The sequence below is a fragment of the Asaia sp. Ae19-3 genome, from assembly GCF_059801175.1.
Genome location: NZ_JBCHWF010000001.1, coordinates 613,656 through 635,251 on the forward strand (window position 1 = coordinate 613,656; position 21,596 = coordinate 635,251).

Here is a 21,596-nt window from a genome sequence, read left to right on the forward strand (position 1 = left end):
TTGCCCCGTCAGCTCATCAGCGCGGCGTCAGGCGTATCAACATATTTTGACACGTTTCAGCAAAGCTTGGTCACGTTATATTGACGTTTGCAATAGATTCTAGCGATGGAGTCAGGAAATCGTGTGATGCGTTGCAACTTTGCCTCACCAAGAGCCAGTGATGTTTGGCTGTACGCATGGTCGATAGGATCGCTCGATTTCGATAAGGCGTTGCTTGCGCCAAAGGCCGCCACCATAGCCGGTGAGGCTGCCGTCGGCGCCGATGACGCGATGGCAGGGGATAAGAAGGGCGATCTGATTGGCACCATTGGCGCGCGCGACGGCCCGCACGGCGCCCGGCTGGCCAAGTTGACGCGCGATATCGGCATAGCTGCGTGTCTCCCCGACAGGGATATCGCGCAAAAGGCGATGCACCTCGCGAGTGAACCCGGTGCCCTGCGGGGCAAGAGGGGTCAGGAACGCCGCCGAACGCCCGGCAAAATAGGCTGCAAGCTCCTCACGAACCAGTTCAGTCGGGGCGGGTGTGCCGAGGCCGAGAGGGGCCTTGAGGTTTTTCTGAAGCGTCTTGAGTTCGCCGGGCAGGGCCTTGCGGTCGACGAATTCGAGGAGATGGAGATGTGTTGCGCTGGAGACGGCAATCATGTCACCCAGCGATGTCGGGACCCAGCTTGCCTGCAGCAAGCCGCCCGGCTTGAGGCTGGCGGGCGCAGCTCCCAGAAGTCTCGAAAAAGCCTCCCTGAAGGCGCTGGGGGAGGCAAAGCCTGAGTCGAGCTGGGCCTCTATGACCCGCTCACCCTCGGTAAGGGACAAGAAGCCCTCTCGCAGGCGGTACTGCCGTGCCATGTCGAGAAACGTCATGTCGAAATAGCGCTTGAAGCTCCGTCGAATTGTAGACAGATCATAGCCAAGCGCAGTGACGTCGCTTTCCTTCCAGCGTCGCCCCGGTTCGGCCTCCAGCAGGGCGAGCAGCCGTGCGACGGCTGGATCATTGGCGGTGGCGCTGCGGAGCGGATGGCATCTCTTGCAGGCCCGAAATCCGGCTTCGAGGCATTCCCGCACGCTGGATCGAAAAACGCAGTTGGTGGAGAGCGGCTTGCGCGCCGGGCAGGTCAGGCGACAGAAAATACCGGTTGTGCCAACACAGACAAACACGCTCCCGTCGTAACGCGCATCGCGAGCGACAAGGGCATCATAGAGCGTGTCATGGGAGGGGAGAGGGAAGAGCATGGTTCTTCCCTATCATCTGATGAATTGACGCTGCGCCGGAAATCGGGCGTTTCATCCGATACAGGTCTGATCAATGGCTTGATGATCAGGCCTGCATAATGAGTCCTGCTGGATGAGGCCTTGGGTCGGCTCAGTTCGTCACGGGTGGCCGCGCGTTGGTCTTGGCCACTTCCTTGCCCCAGCGTACCAGATCGTCGGTGCAATCCTCACGGTCGAGGGTGCATTCGATCAGGGTCGGGCCGCGCCGGTTCTGCCTTGCCTTGTCGATCGCTTCTGCAAGCTCGCCAGCCGTATTGGCCCTGAGGCCCAGCCCGTGGCCTTCAGACGCATTGAAGGCATTGATGAGACCCGCATAATCCCAGTTCTGAATATAATTATACGGACCATCATGGATCTTGATCTCGATGACATAGCCCCGGTTGTTGATCAGGAAAATAATGACCGGCAGCTCGTAACGGATCATCTGCGCTACTTCCTGCGCGGTCAGCTGGAATGACCCGTCTCCCACCATCACGATATGCTGCCGCTCTGGCGAGCCAGTAGCATTGCCAAAGGCCGAGGGGACCGACCACCCGATATGGCCCCATTGCATTTCGAGTTCGACACGGGCCTTGGCGGGCAGGTGCAAACGCACGGCGTTGAACCAGCTATCGCCGGTCTCTGCTGTCAGCGTTGTATCAGCCGTCACAAGAGCCCCGATCTGACGCATCATCTCGTCATTGGTCAGCTTGGCCTCCGCGGGCAGCGGTGTAGAAACTGGCAGAGAGAGGGCGGAGTTGTCGGCGCTCAGGGGGCGTCGTGGCGCCTGCTCGCTCAGGGCGGTCACGAACGAGCGCAGATCGACACCGCCGAAGTGTGTTCCAGCAACGACCACATCGTCAGGGTTGACCAGAGCGACTTTCTCGCCTCTGGGCCATGCTTCCCAGCCAACGGTTGAATAATCATTGAATACCGGGCCGAGGCATAGAATGGCATCCGCGTTGTCGATGAGCGCTTCTGCACCGGGCGAACTGACATTGCCCCAGTAGACGCCGCGATATCCGGGGTGGTCTTCGGGAAAAAATCCCTTCGCTGCCGCCATGATGGTCACGGCACATCCAAGGCGATCTGCCAGTTTCACCGCTGCATCAAGGCCATGGGCGGCGCGCAGCTTGCTCCCGACAAGAATGACAACCTGTTCGCGTTTTTCCAGAAAGGACAAGGTCGCTGCGACTGCCTGATCGAGCGTCGTATTGCAGGCAGGCTTGCGAGGCAGAAGCGCCTCTATGGGGCCGGGTTCGGGGCATTCGAGATCGGCCACGTTGCACGGAATTTCGAGATAGACCGGCTTGCTCAGGGCAAGGGCACGCTCGATCACATGATCGATTTTGGCAGGGGCGTCTTCGGCAGAAAACAGCCGCTCGGCGGCAACCGTGACATGGCGGACCATCTCGAACTGATAGCCATAATCGGACGTGCCGAGAGTATGGTGCAGTATCCGGCCTGTGCCATGGTCATTTGTATTGGGGGCGCCTGAGACGAGAATTACGGGCAGGTTTTCAGCGTGGGCGCCACCAAGCGCGTTGATGGCAGACAGGGCGCCGACGCTGAAGGTCACGACTGCGCAGGCTGCGCCTTTCGCCCGTGCATAGCCTTCGGCTGCGAAGCCGCAATTCAGCTCGTTGCAGCAATAGACCTGTTCCAGCCCGTCCTGAGCCAGAAGCTGGTCGAGAAGGACGAGATTGTAGTCTCCCGCGACAGCAAAGTGATGGTCGACGCCGATCTGTGTCAGGCGTTTTGCGAGATAGCCACCGATAGTCGTGCTCATGGAAGTCAGGCGTCCTTCTGGTGTGTGTCGATTGTGTCGTAGTTTGTCCTTGGTCCTGTTCTGCGTCCAATATATGTTTGGGCCCTCTTTCATACTTTGAGGATATGGATCATCGACCTGAGACGTTGGCGCTATCTGGTGACAATTGCCGAGGCCGGCAGTTTCACGCGCGCGGCCGAACTGCTGCATATGGAACAACCGCCGCTCAGCCAGCAGATCAAGGCGATGGAGCGCGAGCTCGGTCTTGTGCTCTTCGTGCGGTCACGATCAGGTGCAGTGCCAACCGAGGCCGGGGCCGCGCTGGTCGAGCGGGCCCGGGTCCTGATCGGGCTTGAGCGTGAGGTCACCTCACTGGCGCGGGGGCTGTCACGCGGCGAGCAGGGCAGGCTGCGCATCGGTCTTGCGGGCGCGGTTTCCCTTCTGCCTCTGGTGCCGGGCGCAATACGGGCATTTCGCGAGCGCTGGCCGGATGTCATCATTACGCTTGAGGAAAGCAATACGCCTGCTCTGTGTGACGCGCTTCATGACCGACGCATCGACGTTGCGATCGTGCGCCCTCCGGCGCCCGTCCAGACACTCATCGTGCGCCCCCTGCTTGAGGAAGCGACGGTGATCGCGCTCCCGAAGGGCCATGCAGAAGCCTCTCACCGGGGTGTCAGGCTTGAGGCCTTGCGGGATGAACCGATGATCCTGTTCGAGCGTGCGCTCGGTCCGGGGTTCTATGACGCGATTATCATGGCCTGCGGTCACGCGGGTTTCGTGCCGCATATAGGCCAGTCGGCACCGCAGATCATCGCGACGGTTTCTCTCGTCGCTGCGGGGCTGGGTGTCTCGATCGTGCCGCAATGTCTCAGCCAGATCCATGCAGAGGGGGTGAGTTATCACCCGATCATAGGGTCTGCGCCCAAGGCAGCGCTTGCTGTGGCGATGATCGATGGCCCGGTTTCCCTTCCTGTGCAGCGCTTCGAGACAATGCTCAGAGAGGCAGCCGCTGCTTTGTGAAGGCGGTGCTTTTTATGGGGTGTGCTGCCTGAAAAACTCTGAAAACAGTTCTCTGGCCCAGTCCATGAAGACGCGCACACGCGGGGCCAGCTGGCGGTTGCTGGGATAGAGCAGCGAGAGAGGCGTGGGGGCAGGCGGATAGTCGGACAGCACCTCCACCAGCCCGCCCGTAACGAGATCTTCCTCAAAGCGGTATCGTGGCGCCTGGGCGAGACCGAGACCGAGACGCGCCGCTTCCACGCAGGTTTCGGCTCCGGAAACCAGCAGTCGGGCAGGGATAAGCCGTTCGACAAGGCCATTTCGGGTTGTGAATTCGAGCGGCAGGACCTGTCTGGTGCGCGAGGACAGAAAGGCGATCATCTGATGGCCGTCCAGATCGTCCGGCGAGGCCGGGATGCCGTGCTGCGCCAGGTAGGCGGGGCTCGCTACGGTAACCTCATGCAGAACCCCGAGCGGCCTCACGATCATGTCGCTATCGGGCAGGGGGCCGCCGCGTATGACGCAATCGACCCCTTCACGCAGCAGGTTGACCAGCCTCTCTCCTTCGCCGAGATGCACGTTCAGGCCCGGATAGCGCGAGAAGAAATCGGGCAGGGCCGGAAGCAGGATCGTTCGTGCCAGGTGGCCGACAGTGTCGACCCGTATCGTGCCGGAGAGGGCACCACCAATCATGCTGTCTGCCTCCTCAAGCGCGGTCAGAATGGACTGGCAGCGCTGATAATAGAGAAGGCCTTCTTCCGTCGGCTGCACGTGGCGGGTCGACCGTTGCAGCAATCGCGTGCCGAGACGTTGCTCCAGCGCCTGAATGGCCGCCGTCGCAGCTGGGCGCGAAACGCTTAGATCATGCGCGGCTGCGGTGAAGCTGCCGCGCTCGACCACGCGCATGAAAAGGGTGAGCGAGGTCAGTCTGTCCATAAGGATTGTTCCGTGATGCGGAACAATCCTGACAGGAAACACTGGCTTATCGCAAGCTCATGCCCATGATGATCTGTGCCTGTCGAGAAAACAGGAGATCGCAATGACCACTATCCAGAAAATTGCCGTCATCACGGGTGGCAGTCGTGGCCTGGGAAGAGCCAGCGTCGAGGCTCTGGCCCGGCGCGGTATCGGGGCCGTCTTCACCTACAAAAGCAATCGCGCGGCGGCTGACGAGGTGCTGGCCATTCTGCGCGATGCCGGAGTGCCGGGTCAGGCATTGGCGCTGGATGTCGCCGATGCGTCTTCCTTTCCCGCTTTCGCAGGAAAGCTGCGCGAGACGCTCGCCGGATGGGGCCTCACGCATTTCGATTATCTGGTGAACATGGCAGGGTCGTCCCATACGGGAACGCTGACCGATACAAGCGAGGCGGAATTCGATCGTATCTATGCAGAGCATCTCAAAGGGCCGTTTTTCCTCACCCAGGCTGTGCTGCCTTTGCTGCGTGATGGCGGGCGCATCGTGAATATCTCTTCCGGGCTGACGCGCATCATCTATCCGGGGCGGATCGTCTATGGATCGATGAAGACCGCTGTCGAGACCATGACCCGCTATATGGCCAAGGAGCTTGGCCCGAGAGGGATCACGGTCAATACGGTGGCCCCTGGCGCCATTCAGACCGATTTCTCGGGCGGTATGGTGCGTGATAACCCGGAAATCAACCGGCATATCGCACAGAATACCGCCCTCGGCCGCGTTGGCCTGCCCGAAGACGTTGGCCCGATGATCGCTGCGCTGCTGTCAGAGGATAACCGCTGGGTCAACGCACAGCGTATTGAGGTGTCTGGCGGCCAGTCGCTCTGACTGACCTCTCGGAGCATCAGAGGGCCGTGATCGTCACGATTGCAGGCGCGTCAGTCGGGCATGACGCGCCGCCTTGACGGGCTCTGGCGTGACCCGGTTGTCGCGCACCATTTGTCTCGTGGCTTCATCACCGCCCACGACGTGATCGTCGTCATTCATGAGCGCCTCGAAGGCCTGGCGGGCGACAACGGTCTTGTCGTTCTTGGGGCCCTGATCGATGGCGCTGGTGCCCATCCCCGCATTCTTGTGAAAGCGGCTATTGGTCGTCCCGGGCAGGAATGCCGTGACGGACACATTCTTCTCTCTGAGTTCCTCTCTCAGGGATTCAGCAAACATGAAGCCGAACGCCTTGGAGGGGCCATATACCGTCTCATAGGGCGTCGGCATCGTGGCTGAGACGGAAGAGGTGATGAGAATACGGCCTTCGCCGTTTGCCACCATATGGCGCGCCACGTTCTTGGCCATGTGAACGGTGCCGGTAATGTTGATGGCGATCACCCTGAGATCGTCTTTCAGGTCAGTATCGACAAAGGCGCCGCCCAGACCGATCCCGACATTCAGGGCCGCGATTTCCACCTTGCGCCCAAGGGCGAGAACGAATTGCCAGAAACTCTCGACACCTTCGCCTTGTGAGGCATCAGCCCGGTGCGGGTAAGCTGCGGCGCCTTGTGCTTCAATCGTTCTGGCTGCGTCGAAAACCTGGGCGCTCGAGCCCGAGATCGCCACATCATACCCGTTTCGGGCGAACTGAAGGGCCAGCTCAAGACCGATGCCTGAAGATCCACCTGTTACCAGGGCCAGAGGTCTTGCCGTCATGAAATATCTCCTGTTGCACATGATCCTGTCGATCGCTCCAGAAGACGCGTTACGGCGCCATGGAGTTTACTGAGCAGAATTTGACTGATTGATGATCTTGATTCAGGAATGGTTCATGGAACCGATCAGCAAGGATAGTCTCGAGGTCTTTGTCGCCATTGCGCGGGCGGGCAGCTTTGCGCGGGCGGCCCTGCAACGGGGTGTTACGGGCTCGGCTCTGAGCCACGCCATGACCCAGCTTGAGCGTCGGCTGGGTGTCCGTCTGTTTCATCGCACGACGCGACAGGTCCGGCTGACGGGGGCCGGGGAAATGCTGCTGGCCGAAATCGCGCCGCGCTTTGCAGAAATCGACGCGACACTCGCACAACTCGATGAGTTTCGGTTGGCACCTGCAGGGCGTGTGCGCGTGACCGTACTTCGTGACGCAGCGACCCTTCTCTTGGCGCCCCGGCTTGCGGATTTTGCTTCCCGCTATCCCGGCATAGAGCTCGACATCACGGTCGATGACCGGTTTGTCGATGTCATTTCTGAAGGGTTCGACGCAGGGATTCGGTATGGCGGGACGGTTCCTGATGGCATGATCGCAGCCCGTCTGAGCGATAAACTTCGCTGGGTGATTGTCGGAGCACCGTCCTATCTCGACAGAATGGGCCGCCCCGAAACGCCTGAAGCCTTGATGCAGCATCACTGTATCCGCATCCGCACCGGCACGGGGCGCCTCTATCCCTGGGAACTGGGCGATGGCGAAGCCTGTGTCGAGATCGATGTGCCAGGACAGATCGTCCTGGGCGATACGGAATTGTCCCTTGCCTATGCCCTTTCCGGGGGCGGGCTTTTCTATTGCCTGCATGATCGTGCCCGCGCGTTCATCGAGCGTGGTGATCTTGAAGTCGTGCTTTCCGAATGGGCCTCAACCGGCGAGGGATTCTGCGCCTATTATCTCTCGCGGCGTCATGTGCCCTCTGCCCTCAGGGTATTCCTCGATTTTTTCAAAACCGGGCCAGCTTCCTCGCTGGCGCCACGCTGATCGTTTCTGCGACGACGGCGTCGTCTGTCTTTTCTGAAAGATCGGGCTGCTCAGACGCTTCCTGCCCGGTCAAGGGAACGATCTGAAAATGAAACGAAGAGCGCTGTCGCTATCGGGGGGATCGTTCGCACGATTTCCCCGGTCGGATCGATTCAGCCTGCTTGTCGTCGAATTTCGATCTGGAACGGAATGTTTCTCAAGGGTAATTTCGATCTCCTAAAGTAATATATGTGTTCGCATTACAACTTAGGTAAGTAACGATGTGATAAAAATACAATGATATGAATCGGGGAATGTCGAAGTGAAATAAGACACTGGACCTGATTTCGTTTGTGAAATCTTTTCGTCTCCAGAACGCCTTTTGGAGGTCGAAAACACTATGAAGATGATCAGGAACAAGCGACGACTACTGCTTGTCTCCACGCTCGGCGCCGGACTTGCTCTGGGTCACGCGCAGACTGCCCATGCGGCACAATCTGCTACGGCTCCGGCTCACAAGACGCATAAGCGTGTGGCGAAGAAGGCAGCGCCGTCTGTTGCCCGCCAGCAGGCCACAACCGCTCCCGCAGCCGGCGCCGCGCCGCTGGTTCAGCCGGCGGCGCGCACGGTATCGGCACAGCGCAATGCCTTTGCCCCTGTTGCAGACAGCCTTTCGCGCGGTGGCAGCGAAAATATCGTCGTGACGGGTTCTGCTCTGAGCACCTCGAACAACGCCAATGCCAACCCGGTGCAGATCGTTACGGCCAAGCAGATCATGCAGACCGGCGCAAGCACGGTTGGTGACTATCTGCAGCGCCTGCCTTCTGTTGGTTCATCCGGCACCTATAACTCGCAGACCAATGGTACCGGCGGTTCTTCCTGCGTCGATCTGCGCAATCTCGGGCAGAACCGTACGCTGGTGCTGATTGACGGCAAGCGCACGACGCTCAACGGCAATAACAGCTGCGTCGATCTGAACACGATCAACGTCTTTCAGGTTGCAAGCATCGAAATCCTGAAAGATGGCGGTTCGGAGCTTTACGGCGCTGACGCTGTGGCCGGTGTGATCAACATCAAGATGCGCCACGACCTCAACGATGCGAACATTACCGTCAAGGGTGGCATCTCCGATGTTGGCGATGGCCAGACGGGTCAGATCTCTGGTTACAAGGGCTGGAATTTCGACCACGGCAAGGGCAACGTCACCCTGTTTGGTTCGTACATGACGTCCAGCGGCATCATGCAGCGCAACCGCGCCTGGTCGCGTAACGTGCAGACCAACGATCCGGTCGACGCCTCCGATCTGTTGTTCGGTTCATCCATTCCGACCACCGGCAAGTATTTTACAGATTCCGGTACCTATATCCCGAATGCCAGCGGCTCGGGATATCACACCGCGACGTCAGCCGACCGCTATAATTACGGTTCGCAGCAATCCCTCACCAACTCGCTGCAGAACTCGACGCTGTCTTTCGATGCGCATTACGACGTGAACAAGCATTTCACGCCCTATGCCAATTTCCAGTACAGCCATCGCACATCCAGCACGATGCTGGCCCCTGAGCCGATGACGGGCAGCATCTATCCGTCCAATCTGCCGTCGAGCCTCGTTATCCCTGCTGACGCGCCTTACAACACGTTTGGCGAAGACGTGCTGATGTACAAGCGCTATGGCGAATGGGGTAACCGTCGTACCGAAACCGCTACCGACACCTATACGGCCATTGCTGGCGCCAAGGGCGAAATCACCCATGGCTGGATGTATGACCTGTCCTACACCTATGGCTGGAACCAGGTAACATCGCAGATGTCCGGTGTGGGCAACTACGCCAAGCTGCTTCAGGAATACGGGCTGCAGCAGGTCGATCCGACCGATTCCAGCAGCGCTCTGGTCTATAATCCTTCGGTCTGCCAGGCCTCTTCCGGTTGCGTGCTTTCCGATCCGTTCAAGCCTCTTTCCTCGGCTGCTGCGGCGTACTCCAACTACACCAGCCACGATCATTACTATTATCAGCTGCGTGACCTGAACCTGCGCATGCATAACAACCATGTCGCGACCATGCCCTGGAAGGGCGGTGGCGATCTGGGCTTCGCGCTGGGTATGGAACATCGTGGCGAGCAGCTGGCCTATCACCCCGATGCCGTCGTGGCTTCCGGTGATACGCTCACCAACTCGGCCTCCTACACCGGTGGCGGGTTCAACGTCACGGAAGGTTATCTCGAGGGCAAGGCCACGCTGCTTCGTGATGTGTTTCTCGCCAAGGATCTGACCATCGATGCGCAGGGGCGTTATTCGTCCTACAGCACCTTCGGTGGCACCAAGAACTGGAAGGCCTCAATCAACTGGGCGCCGATCCGCGATATCCGGTTCCGTGCAACCATCGGCAGCTCCTATCGTCAGCCGAACGTCTATGAACTCTATTCGGGTGGCAGCCTTGGCTATGCTTCGGCAACCGATCCGTGCGCGCAGGCAAGCTCCTATGGTTCGCTGTCGGCGAATGTCGTCGCAAATTGCGCCAAGCAAGGGATCAACACCTCGACCTTCGTCGCGGCCAATTCGGGTCAGGTGCCGACGCTCTATGGTGGTAATGCATCGCTGAAGCCGGAAACGGGCCGTACCTACACGATCGGCACGGTCATCACGCCACGCTGGGTGCCGGGTCTGTCGGCTTCGGTTGAATACTGGCACTACACGATCAAGAACATGATCTCCTATCTGAGCTCGCAGTATATTCTTGACCAGTGCTACACGGGTGCCAGCTCAAGCTATTGCAACAATATCACGCGTGTTTCCGGCACCAGCCAGCTCAATTCGGTGACCGATTTTTACGCCAATATCGGTGGCCTGCGCACGAGCGGTATCGATTTCGATCTCGATTATCGCATCCGTGTAACGCGCAAGGACGTGGTGACGCTGGGCAACAACTTCCAGCAGCTCATCAGCTATCTGCAGCAGAACGAGCCGGGCGGTCAGTGGTACAACTATGCCGGTCGTTTGATGTATCAGTCGGGTACGGGCCAGCCGCGCGTGCGCGACTACGCCACGCTCAACTGGCAGCATGGCAACTGGGGCGTCACCTATATGCTCAAATATACGGGTGGCATGGTCTGGAACAACGGATCGCAGGATCTCAGCACGGCGCTCGGCTATGGCCGCTACAAGACGCCCGGCATTTTCTCACATGATCTGACGGTCAATTACCGCCTCAACCGCTGGAACTTTACCGGTGGTGTCAACAACCTGTTCGACAAGCAACCGCCTTTCGTGGCCGATGCCTCAACGAACAGTGCCGCAGGGCTTTATGGCGATCTCTATATGGGCCGCTATGTCTTCCTGCAGGCTGGCGTGAACTTCTGATGTTTCCTCCCGGCGCGTTACTGCGTCGGGAGAAACCGGCCTTGCGCTATGAGGCAAGCGGGAGAGGCGGCTGCAAGGCCGCTCTCCCGTTTGTCGTTTCCGACGTTTTATTCCGACGTTTTATTCCAGCGGTGCCTTGGTCAGTCTGAGCTCGATCCGACGAGGATACCGGCGCTCGCGTCGCTTTGGAACAGATAGGCGAAGTCCCGGAAGACCGGGTATGCGGGATGTCCGGTTTCCAGCCAGAATGCTTCGATCGTGTCGGCGGCTTCTACCAAATGCCGAACCTCATTCTCGAGATTCTCGAGCAATGCAAGAAACCTGTCGGACTGGATTGATGCCGCCGCTGGCCCACCATATTTGTCCCAATACATCAGGTTGCTCTTCAGAGTGGGCCAGACGGATGCTTTCTCGGCTTTCTGAATGCCACCCAGTTTTGCCGATGACCCTAGCGCTGCCTTGATGATGATATCCCTGCCGACGGATGCCGGTAGGGACACGTCATAATATTTGAGGAAAACGCTGTAATTGAAGGCGTCCTCTTCTAGGCGGTCGACAAGGTCGTTCAGGATTTGCTGGTTCATATCAATCCGGATCTGCTGGACAGTCACTGTTGCCTCGCAGAAATCTGTTCCTGTGTGGGTTTACTCTACCTCCAAGCTGGACGCGCATTTCCAGCTATCGGGGCAAGAAAACTACCCCGCGTTTGGACAGGCTTTAGCAGAGATAGGAATCATTCCCCGTCACGAGCGGGCCGCGAGCTTCGCGGTAATTACTGCCGCTCCGGTCGCGATGGTTTTCCACGGTCGAATAGAGAAGGCCGTCAGCCTCAGAATCAAAGACACGATGGGCGTGCTGCGTAAGGACAGGATAAATCGCCTTGGTATAGGCGTGCGGGCCGGTGATATTGAAGGTGGTGACAGCACCGACACCATGCACCTCAGGGCGATAGCTCAATATCTTTGTCATGACGAGCTGGATTACCCGTCTCAGAAAAGGATGGCCGGGGCGGGAGATCAGAAACCATTGCTGATATTCTCCACCCGCCACATAGGCGATGGAGGCGCCACGGCCCCAGCCTGCGTAGCGGCCCGAGCCTGACATGTTCCATTGTGAGAGCAGATACTGGTCATCTGGTCGCAGGATCGTGTCGAGCGGGCGCGACATGGATGATTTGAGGTCGAGATAGACCCCGCCCAGGCGATAGATCAGCAGATAGCGGAAAAAATCCGCTTTTGCCGCGCCATATTCGGCGCCGATCATCAGGTAGATTTTCAACACCTCCCAGCCGTAATGCTCCGAGATGAACTGAAAGCGTGACGCTTCATCCCAGATATGGACAGCCCAGCCGGGATTGAGTTCTGTCGTTCTCGTGATGTTGGCAACGAGGGCCGGGTCGAGCGTGTTGCGGTCGTTACAGATGAAATGCAGCAATCGGGGAATGGCCCCGGATGCGTCAGAGGCTGGAGCGAGTAAAGGGAAGCGCTTCAGAAGCAGACAGGAGAGTTCGCTCCAGGACGGTCGGGTCATTTCGTGGTCCCGTGTGCCATCTGGCGCGTGTGAATAGAGCGCACCTTGCGCGTCCAGCAGCTGATAGACGCCTGGGCGCAGTGCTGCGAGCTGAAAAGAGGATGGCGCGTTGATCAGGTGTTTCTCTTTGATGCCGAGCAATCCTGCATGACCTCGTTCCAGCACGATGCCGGTGAGCGCTGCATCGGACGAAATATCTTCGGAAGTGATGAGCGCATCACCGAACATCGTGATCAGGGCCGTCTCGGTCATTACCTTGCTCCTTTCACATATCAGGTCCGGGCAGCATCGCTGCAGGGTCGGCGGGCAGAAAAGCGCCGATCTGGCGCACGGCTTCGGCCAGGCTGACGCGTTCGACGGCGACGCCTTCAGGAAAGGCCGAAAGCAGACGTGAAGGCATGCGCCGGTCGAGAATGACAAAGACGCCCCGGTCATCCCCTTTGCGGATCAGCCGGCCGAAAGCCTGTCGCAGTCTCATGCGGGTCAGGCGGTCATCATAGTCGCGCGGGTCGTCGGGAGAGAGGGCCCTGCGTCTCTCGCGATGCAGGATGTCGGGCCGTGGCCAGGGGGTTCTTTCGAATACGACGAGGCGCAGGGCCTGACCGGGCACATCCACGCCGTCTCGCATGGCATCAGTGCCGAGCAGGCAGGAATGAAGCTCGGTGCGGAAGATATCGACCAGAGTGGCATTATCCATGGTGTCGACATGTTGGGCATAGAGTGGCAATCCGGCCTCTTCGAGAGGCGCTGCAATGCGCTGGTGCACGGCGCGCAGGCGCGAGATGGCCGTAAACAGACCCAGCGCGCCACCCTGAGAGGCCAGAAACAGCAGGCGATAAGCGCCGGCCAAAGCGTCGAGATCGTTTTGCGGCACGTCGGTCACGATCAGCGCGCGCGTCTGATGCGCGTAATCGAACGGGCTGAGCAGTGAGGCGCGGAAGGGCGGCTTGATGAAGTGCGGGGTTCCAAGCCGCATTTCTGCCGCAAGCCAGCTTTGCTCTACCTGACGGGGATCTGGCCCGTTCGGGCCTGAGACGGGTGTCTGATCCCGTAACGTTGCCGAGGTAATGAGCATGCCATGCGCCGGTCCCTGCATGACCGAGGCAAAAGGAATAGTGGGGTCGCGCCAGTGGCGATGCAGCCCGATATCGGTCTCACCCTGCCTGCCGGAAACATATTCCGTGCGTATCAGATCGATGAACGATCCTTCCGGACTATCCTCCTCGCTCAGCACCGTGTCGAGCATCGCAATCCAGCCTTCGACACGGGCGATGGCGCGGCGCCTGAGCGAGCGGATCATGGCCTCTATGCGCAGACGCTGGGCGGCTTCGAGCGCGTCATCGGGCTCGCTCAGCAGGGATTTCAGGCGCTCGACCAGGGTTTGCAGCGGATTAAGCAAGCGGCGTAACGCGGTATCCAGAGGCTCTGTCGCCTCGCGCAGGGCCTCGCCTGCGGGATGCAGCCCGCATTCTGATGAATCCTGCCCTTGCGTACCGATGCGCCTAGCTTCGAGCTGCGCCCTGAGGGCCTGGAAGAACTGCTCCGAAGGATTGGCGATAAGGTCGGGCACGCTGGGCTGGGGGGCATTGTCCTCGCCGTTCAGCCGACCGAGCCAGCCGGGCGCGGGCAGGGCATGGGCCGCGCCCAGTATGGCTTCGAGCGGTGCATCCAGAACGGGAGAGGTGGCAACAAGATCCTCAAGGCGGCGGCGCAGACCGCGCGCACGTGAGCGGCTTCCTTCGGCGCCGAGCAGCCAGCGCCGGAGTTCTGCCGCTTCAAGTCCCGAAAGGGCGAGGGAGAAGGCACTATCTGCCGCTTCGGGCAGATGATGCCCCTCATCGAAGAAGTAGCGCGTTGGAAGCTGGTCCTCATCCGGCACATCATCACGGGCCAGGCTGGACCAGCTGGCCTGGGAGAGAACCAGCGCGTGGTTGGCAATGACCAGACGTGCGCCCCTTGCACGGCGGATGGAGTGCTCGACAAAGCAGGTCTGGTAATGCGGGCAGGCGCCATGGATGCATTCGCCGCGACGATCGGCCATGCCGAACAGAACGCTGCCGCCGAAAATATCCCCGAACCAGCCGGGCAGATCGCCGCCCATGAGATCGCCATCCTCGGTGGCCTCCGCCCAGCGTGCGAGCATCGAGAGACCGATCAGTGCTGCAGGGGAGGGTGAGGGGCGTGAGGCGAGCGTATTGACCGCGTCTTCCATGTTCAGCAGGCAGAGATAGTTTTCGCGTCCCTTGCGCAGCACGACGGCCTCACGACGCTCTGCATCGTCAGGATAAAGGCGCCGGAGTTCCTGCTCGATTTGGCGCTGCAGATGGCGCGTATAGGTCGAGACCCAGACAGGGCCATCATTCTGCTCGGCCCAGACACTGGCGGGGGCGATATAGCCCAGTGTCTTGCCTGTGCCTGTACCGGCTTCTGCCAGAACGATCTCGGGAATGCCTGCGCCTTCTCTCGGGGCAAGGGCTTGCGTTACCGCCGAGGCATAATCGGCCTGACCCGGTCGTGTCTCTGCGCCCTCACCAAGAATGCGCGTCAGGCGCGCTCTTGCTTCCGCGGGAGCCACCGGTCGGCTGCCCGGCGGCGGTCTCTGGGCCATTTCCTCCCATCGGGGCAGCCGACGCCAGACGCGCAGGGCCTCGTAAGGGTGACGATGCTGGCTTGGATGGGCCTCCAGAGCGTCTTCCACGAAGCTGGCCCAGGCCCATCCTGCGCGGGAAAGCAGAGGCAGAAGGCTGCGTAGCGTTTCGACTTCTCGCGACGTGACCATGGAGTCGAGGGCCTGCCGAAGCTTCTCGAGCAGGAGAAGGAGAAAATCTGCCTCGCAATGCTCGGGCGGGGTGAGGCCAAGGGCCAGCCCCATGCCGCGCGGTGTCGGCACGACGGCGCGCGTTGGAAAGAGAAAGAGGAAAAGCTCGAGCAGATCAAACCAGGGAACGACCTGTCCCGGTGGGGTCAGCCCCAGACGCCTGATCGTTGCAGGGCCATGGATCAGAAGGGGCGCAGGCAGGGTTGCGAGCAACGACGTCGCCTCCTGAGCCTCAAGCGACAGGATTTCGCCATCCGGCGTCAGGATCGAGGCACGAGCGCGTGTTGAGATCAGGGCGGGGGCATCGTAAGGCGAGGCGCGAGAAGGCGTGGGCATCGCTGTCAGTCTAGACGTTAGAGGGGCGTACTACCAGCGAGGGAACGTCTCTGAGTTCGTTCGAAGCGTCTGCCTGGCTAAAGCCAAGGGAACCCGCGTCAAAAACAGCTATTCAGGAAGGGTGTAACGCCATGTTGCTTGACCGGGCGAGGAACTATTTCTAGTTTTCATCCGATCATGTCCGACAGCATTCAAAACAACGCCCCGCTCCCTCCTGATGCTCCTGCGCTGCCAAAAGCCTGGCCGTTCGAGGAGGCGCGAAAAATCGCGGCCCATGTCGAGGCACGCGGTGGCGAGGCGCCTGCTCTGCTCGAGACCGGTTATGGCCCCTCTGGCCTGCCCCATATCGGGACGTTTGGCGAGGTTGCCCGCACTACGTGGGTGCGTCAGGCCTATGAGCAGCTTACAGGCCGCAAGACGCGTCTACTGGCGTTCTCTGACGACATGGATGCCCTGCGCAAGGTGCCGGGCAACGTGCCGAACCAGGAGATGCTGACGCAGCATCTCGGTCTGCCGCTCAGCCGCATCCCTGACCCGTTCGGCAAATTCGAGAGTTTTTCGGCGCATAACAACGCCATGCTGTGCGAATTCCTGGATCGCTTCGGCTTCGATTACGAATTTGCATCGGCGACCGATTATTACACCTCCGGCGTTTTCGATGCAGCTTTGCGCCGTATGCTCGAGGTGCATGATGAAGTCGTGGCGACCATCGCTCCGACACTCGGTGCCGAGCGCCGCGCCACCTATTCGCCCGTGCTTCCCATTCATCCCCGCACCGGTCAGGTCATGCAGGTGCCTGTCATCAAGGTTGACCCCGACGCCGCCACGGTGGCCTGGAAAGACCCGGAGACAGGGGAGACATTCGAGACCTCCGTTCTGGGCGGTCACGCCAAGATGCAGTGGAAGGCCGACTGGGCCATGCGCTGGTTCGCGCTGGGCGTCGATTACGAAATGTCGGGCAAGGACCTGATCGACAGCGTGAAGCTGTCGAGCAAGATCTGCCGTATTCTCGGCAAGGCACCCCCTGCCGGGCTGACCTACGAGCTGTTCCTTGATCAGAACGCGCAGAAGATCAGCAAGTCCAAGGGCAACGGGCTTTCGATTGATGAGTGGCTGCATTACGCACCGCCCGAGAGTCTGGCGCAGTACATGTTCAACCAGCCGACGCGCGCCAAGCGTCTGTTTTTTGACGTGATTCCGCGGGCTATGGACGAATATCTGGCCAATCTGGACAAGGCGGTCGAGACGCAGGACCCGCTGGTTCTGCAGGCAAACCCGGCCTGGTTCATTCATGGCGGTGAAATCGATAGCGGTCTGTCGAGCCCGGTCTCTTTCACGGCGTTGCTCAACCTGGCTTCGGTTGCCAATGCCGAAACCAGCGACACGCTCTGGAAATTCCTTCGTCGTTATGATCCCTCGCTTTCGCCCGAGACTCATCCTTATGTCGACCGTCTGGTCGGCCATGCGCTGGTCTATTTCAAGGAATTCGTTCGTCCGGCCAAGACGTTCCGTGCGCCGACCGATCTGGAGCGCGTGGCACTGCAGGATCTGGCAGACGCCTTGAAACAGGCCGATGCGAGCCTATCTCCGGTTGAAGTTCAGGACATCGTCTTTGAAATCGGCAAGAAGCATCAGATCCAGCCGCTGCGCGCGTGGTTCGGGTGCCTCTATGAAGTGCTTCTGGGTCAGACTGAAGGGCCGCGTTTCGGTATCTTCGCCTCACTTTTCGGTCTGCCGGAAACCGTGGCGCTGATCGAAGGGGCGCTTGCCCGCGACGCCCATGTCGAGGAAGCGGTTCAGTGAGAAAGAGAGACGATCGTCAGCCTTAATCGAGGGTTCATGACCGTTCAGGAACAGACAACATCCTGCTGTGAAGAAGGCGAGGCGAAGCAGGCCAGCCCATGGCGTCGGCTGGCCTGCCGCCTTCCGGCGCTGGTCGGCCTCGTTCTGCTTGTGGCGGCGATCTTTGTTATCCAGAAAGAGCTGAAATCGCTCTCGCTGTCAGAGATACGCTCTGCCTTCGCTGCCATTCCTGCCCAGGCACTTGCGGCGGGTGTTGGCTGCACGGTTCTGTCCTATTTCATTCTTTCCTTCTACGACTGGCTGGCCTGCTATCATATCGGGTCGAAGCAGTCTTTTCTCAGAACGGCTTTCGCGGCCTTCTGCTCCTATGTGCTGTCGCATAATCTCGGATGCTCGGCGATTTCAGGCGCAGCGGTCCGTTTCAGGCTCTATCGCAACTGGGGTGTTTCTCCGGGCGGTATTGCCCAGATCATCGCGTTCTGCTCGACCACCTATCTGCTTGGGGCAATGGCGCTGATCGGTGGGGTGCTGCTTTTCGAGCCATCCCATATTCCGCTTATCGATCATCTCCCCCATCTGCTGTTACAATGCGGTGGTGCCGCCGCCTGGATGGCCGTTCTGGCCTATCTTGTCGTCTCGGTGCGCTATCGCCAGATGCGGATCTGGCGCTACACGCTCGACGTGCCGGGCTTCCGTGTTGCTCTGGCGCAGGTTGTGGTGAGCTCGGCCGATATGGCAGCGACGGCGCTTATCGCCTTCGTGTTGCTGCCCCCTCAGGCGACCATCAGCTTTCCGGCGTTTCTCGCGATCTATATCGCATCCTACACGGCAGGTCTGGTGGCCAGTGTGCCGGGCGGTCTGGGGGTTTTCGATGGGGCGATGCTGCTGGCGCTTGGCCCCTATATGCCCACCCCCCAGATTCTGGGCGTCATACTGACTTTCCGGCTTTTCTATTACATCATTCCGCTGGTGCTGGCGGGCATCATGTTTGCCGTGCACGAACTGTTCCTGCGTGGCGATGCCGCTTGGGCCAAGCGCCGCGGTGCGATCCCGGGTGTGGCCCTGATGCGGCGCCCCAGTCAGGTCGTGCGTGAATCGGAAGCCGATTTTTCTGTGACGGTCGCGACCGGTGTGGTGGCGGGGACGGGTATTCTTCTTGTCTTTTACGCCGTTGCGGTGCCCGCTCCGCTTCTGGGCACGCCATTCGCGCATCTTCTGCTGCAGGCGGCAGAGTTTCTCCTGTGCCTCACAGGTGTCATGCTGGTGGGGGTTGCGGCAGGCCTGGCCCAGCGTGTCACAGCGGCATGGCGCGCGTCACTGATTCTGCTCGGTCTTGCCATTCCGCTGGTCATTCTGCGTCAGGGGCCGCTTGGTATATCGCTCAGCCTTGCGCTTGTGATGTTCCTGATTGCGCCTTTCCGTGCTTGCTATTATCGCAAGGCGCGGCTGTTTTCCGAGCCGCTGAGCCCGACCCTGATGGCGCCCGTCACACTATGGGTCGTCAGTCTCGCAAGCGTCGGCCTTTTCGCCCTGCGTCAGCATCTGGGTCATGCCTGGTGGCGCTCGCTCATCTATGATGCGCATACCTCTGTTGTGCGTTGGGCGCTGGGTATTTCTGCCATCCTAGGTATTGTCGCTGTCGTCCAGATGCTGCGACGCAGCCAGGTTCTGGTACGGCCCTGGGATCGGGAGAGCGAGACGCTCTATAAAAGCCTCGCGCATGCGCTCGAAGAATTGGGTCCTCGCCGTCCGAGCGGCCTCATACTCAATGACAACGGCCGTGCCGGGATTCCGTTTCTTAGGACCGGGCAGTTCATTATCGGTGTTGGCGATCCGGCCGGGGCAGAGAACGATTGCATTGCAGCGATCTGGCGATTGCGCGATCTCGCCATGGAAGAGGGGCGTCACCCTGCTTTCATCAAGGTCGGGCAGGCATTGATCGGCGTTTACCATGATATCGGCATGACGGTGTGCCCGAATGGCCCCGGTGAATCGGGCGTTCTGTGCTGCCTTGCACAGGATCTGCAGGCGGTGAAAGCCGTGCTGGGCAGCGAGCACAAGCGTCTGAAGCGTCTTCTCAACGCCAAGGGGTTCCTGTCGGTCAAAGCACGTACAGACAGGGCCGGGTGATGCATCTGCCCCATGTGCTGACGCAGCCGGTCAATTTCAGTGATGTGACCGCCATCTGGCTCATGGCGTATTCGGCCCTTTTCTCTATCGTCAACCCGCTTGGGGCATCGTTGATTTTTGCGCAGATGACCCTGGGGCGTCCAAAGCGCGAGGTCGTCACGCTGGCGCGGCTGGTGGGTTTTTATTCCTTCATCATCCTCATGGTCTCTGTCTGGCTGGGCGGCTGGATTTTGAGTTTTTTCCGCATCAGTATCGATGCCTTGCGCGTCGCTGGCGGGCTGGTCGTGGCGTCACGCGCCTGGACTCTTCTGCTCGCTCCTGAAGAAAATGAGGCGCGCAAGGAGCGTCAGGTTTTCGATCATGACAATGCGGGTCAGGAGAGTGATCTCGGAGATCGCGCCTTCTTTCCGCTCGCCATGCCGTTTACTGTGGGGCCTGGCAGTATCGCGGTCGCGATTGCGCTGAGCTCCGGGCGTACGCTCGGTGCGTCGCCTGCGAGCTATATTCTGGCACTGTCTCTGGCAGTATGCGCCGTCGCTCTGACTGTTGTTCTACTCTATACCTATGCGGAACGTATTGTGAGCTCTCTGGGGAGAACGGGCGCGCGTATCGTCAGCCGACTGGCCGCCCTCATTCTGCTTTGTATCGGTATACAGATCCTGTTCGCGGGGCTTGAGGGCTTCGTGATGTCAGCGCTGAAACACGCGCATCTGCTGACCTGACACACAGATCCCCGCGCGGGCCGGTCATTTTCAGGCGAGCGCCTTTTGTATCTCTTCCCTCAGGGCAGGGATCACCTCGCCCTGAAACCACGGTGCCCGTTTCTCCCATACACCCGTTCGCCAGGAGGGGTGGGGCAGGGGGAAATAACGGGGCAGATAGCGTCGAAAGTCTTTTACCCGTTCGCCTACAGACCCGCGACCAAGCGTGTAGTGCTGGCTGTAGCTCCCTACCAGCAGGATCAACCTGAGCGACGTCAGGTGGGACAGCACCTCATCTCGCCAGGCAGGCGCGCATTCTGGCCGGGGCGGCTTGTCGCCCCCATTGGGCAGGCGACCGGGATAGCACAGCCCCATTGGCAGAATTGCCACCTTGCTGGTGTCATAGAAATCGTCTTCCGACAGGTCCATCCAGCTTCTCAGGCGCCTGCCCGAGGGATCGTAGAAGGATTTGCCGCTCTCATGAGCGATCGTGCCGGGGGCCTGGCTGGCGATCAGTATCCGCGCCTTTCGTGACACATGAATCAGCGGCTTTGGCCCCAGGGGCAGTTCAGGCGCGCAGATCGTGCAGGCACGCACACGGGCGACGAGGAAGTCGAGCGTCTCGTTGTTGCTGCGAGCCAAGGCTGCCTGGCCGTCTGTGCTCATGAAGCCCGGAGCGGCGTATGAGCCAGGGCGCTCAAGGGATAGTCGGCGCAGGCCTCGTAGTGCGGTTCGTCATTCGTCTTGTGTGAGTGGAAGAGCGTTATGTGTTCGATCTCGACGATCGGGCTGCGAAGCAGATTATGATTCTGGACCCAGCGAATGATGTCCGGGCCGGGATCCCCCTGAAATGTGCCGAGTGAGACATGAGGCTGGAAGCGCCTCTTCTCGGCGGCCAGACCGGCGCGCCTGAGGGCGGTTTCAACCTTTGCCTGCAGGGTTGTCAGGGCATCGGATGGCGCAAGGCCTGCCCAGAGGCGAGAGCGCCCTGCCTGGGTGAATACCCCGACGCCGTTCAGTTCCAGCGACACAGGGGCTGCTGTGATACCGGCCAGGGCATGATCGATTTCTTCCAGCAGCGGCCGCCCCCTGACCTCCCCCAGGAAGCGAAGGCTCAGGTGATAGCTCTCGGGGGGATACCAGACCACACCCGCTATCGACCGACGCAGGGAAGAGAGGAGGCGCTTTTGCTCGTTGGGTAGGTCGAGGGCTGCGAAAAGGCGCATGAAGCGATCCTGAGTGCGATGGGATAACGGCTGGGCCGCGTTGGCAGCCTTGTCGG

16 protein-coding genes are annotated in these 21,596 nt (G+C 60.0%); 7 read left to right on the forward strand and 9 right to left on the reverse strand.

Going from position 1 to position 21,596, the window contains the following annotated elements; all coding sequences use genetic code 11:
- Positions 1 to 144: 144 nt before the first annotated feature.
- A complete protein-coding gene (locus tag AAID99_RS02635) occupies positions 145 to 1,227 on the reverse strand; it encodes a bifunctional transcriptional activator/DNA repair enzyme AdaA (protein ID WP_188425213.1) in 1,083 nt (360 codons plus the stop codon).
- A 130-nt stretch (positions 1,228 to 1,357) separates the two neighbouring features.
- Positions 1,358 to 3,034 carry an alpha-keto acid decarboxylase family protein gene (locus AAID99_RS02640; protein ID WP_498493090.1) on the reverse strand — a complete coding sequence of 559 codons (1,677 nt, stop codon included), beginning with the start codon at positions 3,032 to 3,034 and terminating at the stop codon, positions 1,358 to 1,360.
- A gap of 96 nt (positions 3,035 to 3,130) precedes the next feature.
- Here AAID99_RS02640 and AAID99_RS02645 point away from each other — a divergent pair, with 96 nt between their 5' ends.
- Entirely contained in the window at positions 3,131 to 4,036 is a 906-nt protein-coding gene (locus AAID99_RS02645; RefSeq protein ID WP_371869816.1) for a LysR family transcriptional regulator, read from the forward strand.
- A 12-nt stretch (positions 4,037 to 4,048) separates the two neighbouring features.
- Here the strand turns inward: AAID99_RS02645 and AAID99_RS02650 are convergent, their stop codons facing one another.
- Positions 4,049 to 4,951, reverse strand: coding sequence for a LysR family transcriptional regulator (locus AAID99_RS02650; RefSeq protein WP_188425215.1), 903 nt, complete (start codon positions 4,949 to 4,951; stop codon positions 4,049 to 4,051).
- A gap of 103 nt (positions 4,952 to 5,054) precedes the next feature.
- Here AAID99_RS02650 and AAID99_RS02655 point away from each other — a divergent pair, with 103 nt between their 5' ends.
- Entirely contained in the window at positions 5,055 to 5,816 is a 762-nt protein-coding gene (locus AAID99_RS02655; protein WP_188425216.1) for an SDR family NAD(P)-dependent oxidoreductase, read from the forward strand.
- A 33-nt stretch (positions 5,817 to 5,849) separates the two neighbouring features.
- Here AAID99_RS02655 and AAID99_RS02660 read toward each other — a convergent pair whose 3' ends face one another.
- Positions 5,850 to 6,632, reverse strand: coding sequence for an SDR family NAD(P)-dependent oxidoreductase (locus AAID99_RS02660; RefSeq protein ID WP_188425217.1), 783 nt, complete (start codon positions 6,630 to 6,632; stop codon positions 5,850 to 5,852).
- A gap of 115 nt (positions 6,633 to 6,747) precedes the next feature.
- On the opposite strand from AAID99_RS02660, the gene AAID99_RS02665 reads away from it, so the two are divergent.
- Positions 6,748 to 7,659: a LysR family transcriptional regulator gene (locus AAID99_RS02665; RefSeq protein WP_498493091.1), complete on the forward strand. Its 912-nt coding sequence runs from the start codon at positions 6,748 to 6,750 to the stop codon at positions 7,657 to 7,659.
- A 385-nt stretch (positions 7,660 to 8,044) separates the two neighbouring features.
- Entirely contained in the window at positions 8,045 to 10,996 is a 2,952-nt protein-coding gene (locus AAID99_RS02670; RefSeq protein WP_498494251.1) for a TonB-dependent receptor domain-containing protein, read from the forward strand.
- Positions 10,997 to 11,136: 140 nt separating this feature from the next.
- Here the strand turns inward: AAID99_RS02670 and AAID99_RS02675 are convergent, their stop codons facing one another.
- The 3 genes from AAID99_RS02675 to AAID99_RS02685 all read right to left on the reverse strand — a co-directional run bounded on the left by AAID99_RS02675 (position 11,137) and on the right by AAID99_RS02685 (position 15,680).
- Complete coding sequence (locus AAID99_RS02675; RefSeq protein WP_188425219.1) at positions 11,137 to 11,580, reverse strand: hypothetical protein; 444 nt, start codon at positions 11,578 to 11,580, stop codon at positions 11,137 to 11,139.
- Positions 11,581 to 11,713: 133 nt separating this feature from the next.
- On the reverse strand, positions 11,714 to 12,778 hold the full coding sequence (locus AAID99_RS02680; protein ID WP_188425220.1) for a glycosyltransferase family 32 protein: 1,065 nt from the start codon (positions 12,776 to 12,778) through the stop codon (positions 11,714 to 11,716).
- Between the two features lie 13 nt (positions 12,779 to 12,791).
- Positions 12,792 to 15,680, reverse strand: coding sequence for an ATP-dependent DNA helicase (locus tag AAID99_RS02685; RefSeq protein WP_498493092.1), 2,889 nt, complete (start codon positions 15,678 to 15,680; stop codon positions 12,792 to 12,794).
- 177 nt (positions 15,681 to 15,857) lie between these two features.
- On the opposite strand from AAID99_RS02685, the gene AAID99_RS02690 reads away from it, so the two are divergent.
- Genes AAID99_RS02690 through AAID99_RS02700 form a run of 3 tightly spaced genes read left to right on the forward strand, consistent with a single transcriptional unit; the run spans position 15,858 to position 20,335 of the window.
- On the forward strand, positions 15,858 to 17,483 hold the full coding sequence (locus tag AAID99_RS02690; protein WP_188425222.1) for a lysine--tRNA ligase: 1,626 nt from the start codon (positions 15,858 to 15,860) through the stop codon (positions 17,481 to 17,483).
- A 36-nt stretch (positions 17,484 to 17,519) separates the two neighbouring features.
- Positions 17,520 to 19,613 (forward strand): lysylphosphatidylglycerol synthase domain-containing protein, encoded by a 2,094-nt coding sequence (locus AAID99_RS02695; protein WP_498493093.1) that lies wholly within the window; start codon positions 17,520 to 17,522, stop codon positions 19,611 to 19,613.
- Entirely contained in the window at positions 19,613 to 20,335 is a 723-nt protein-coding gene (locus AAID99_RS02700) for a MarC family protein (protein ID WP_332348285.1), read from the forward strand. Before AAID99_RS02695 ends, AAID99_RS02700 begins: the two co-directional genes overlap by 1 nt.
- Positions 20,336 to 20,365: 30 nt before the next feature.
- Here AAID99_RS02700 and AAID99_RS02705 read toward each other — a convergent pair whose 3' ends face one another.
- Positions 20,366 to 20,980, reverse strand: a complete 615-nt coding sequence (locus tag AAID99_RS02705; RefSeq protein ID WP_498493094.1) for a uracil-DNA glycosylase family protein — start codon at positions 20,978 to 20,980, stop codon at positions 20,366 to 20,368.
- Positions 20,977 to 21,540, reverse strand: a complete 564-nt coding sequence (thpR, locus tag AAID99_RS02710) for an RNA 2',3'-cyclic phosphodiesterase (protein WP_498493095.1) — start codon at positions 21,538 to 21,540, stop codon at positions 20,977 to 20,979. The genes AAID99_RS02705 and thpR overlap by 4 nt, the downstream gene beginning before the upstream one ends.
- Positions 21,541 to 21,596 lie beyond the last annotated feature (56 nt).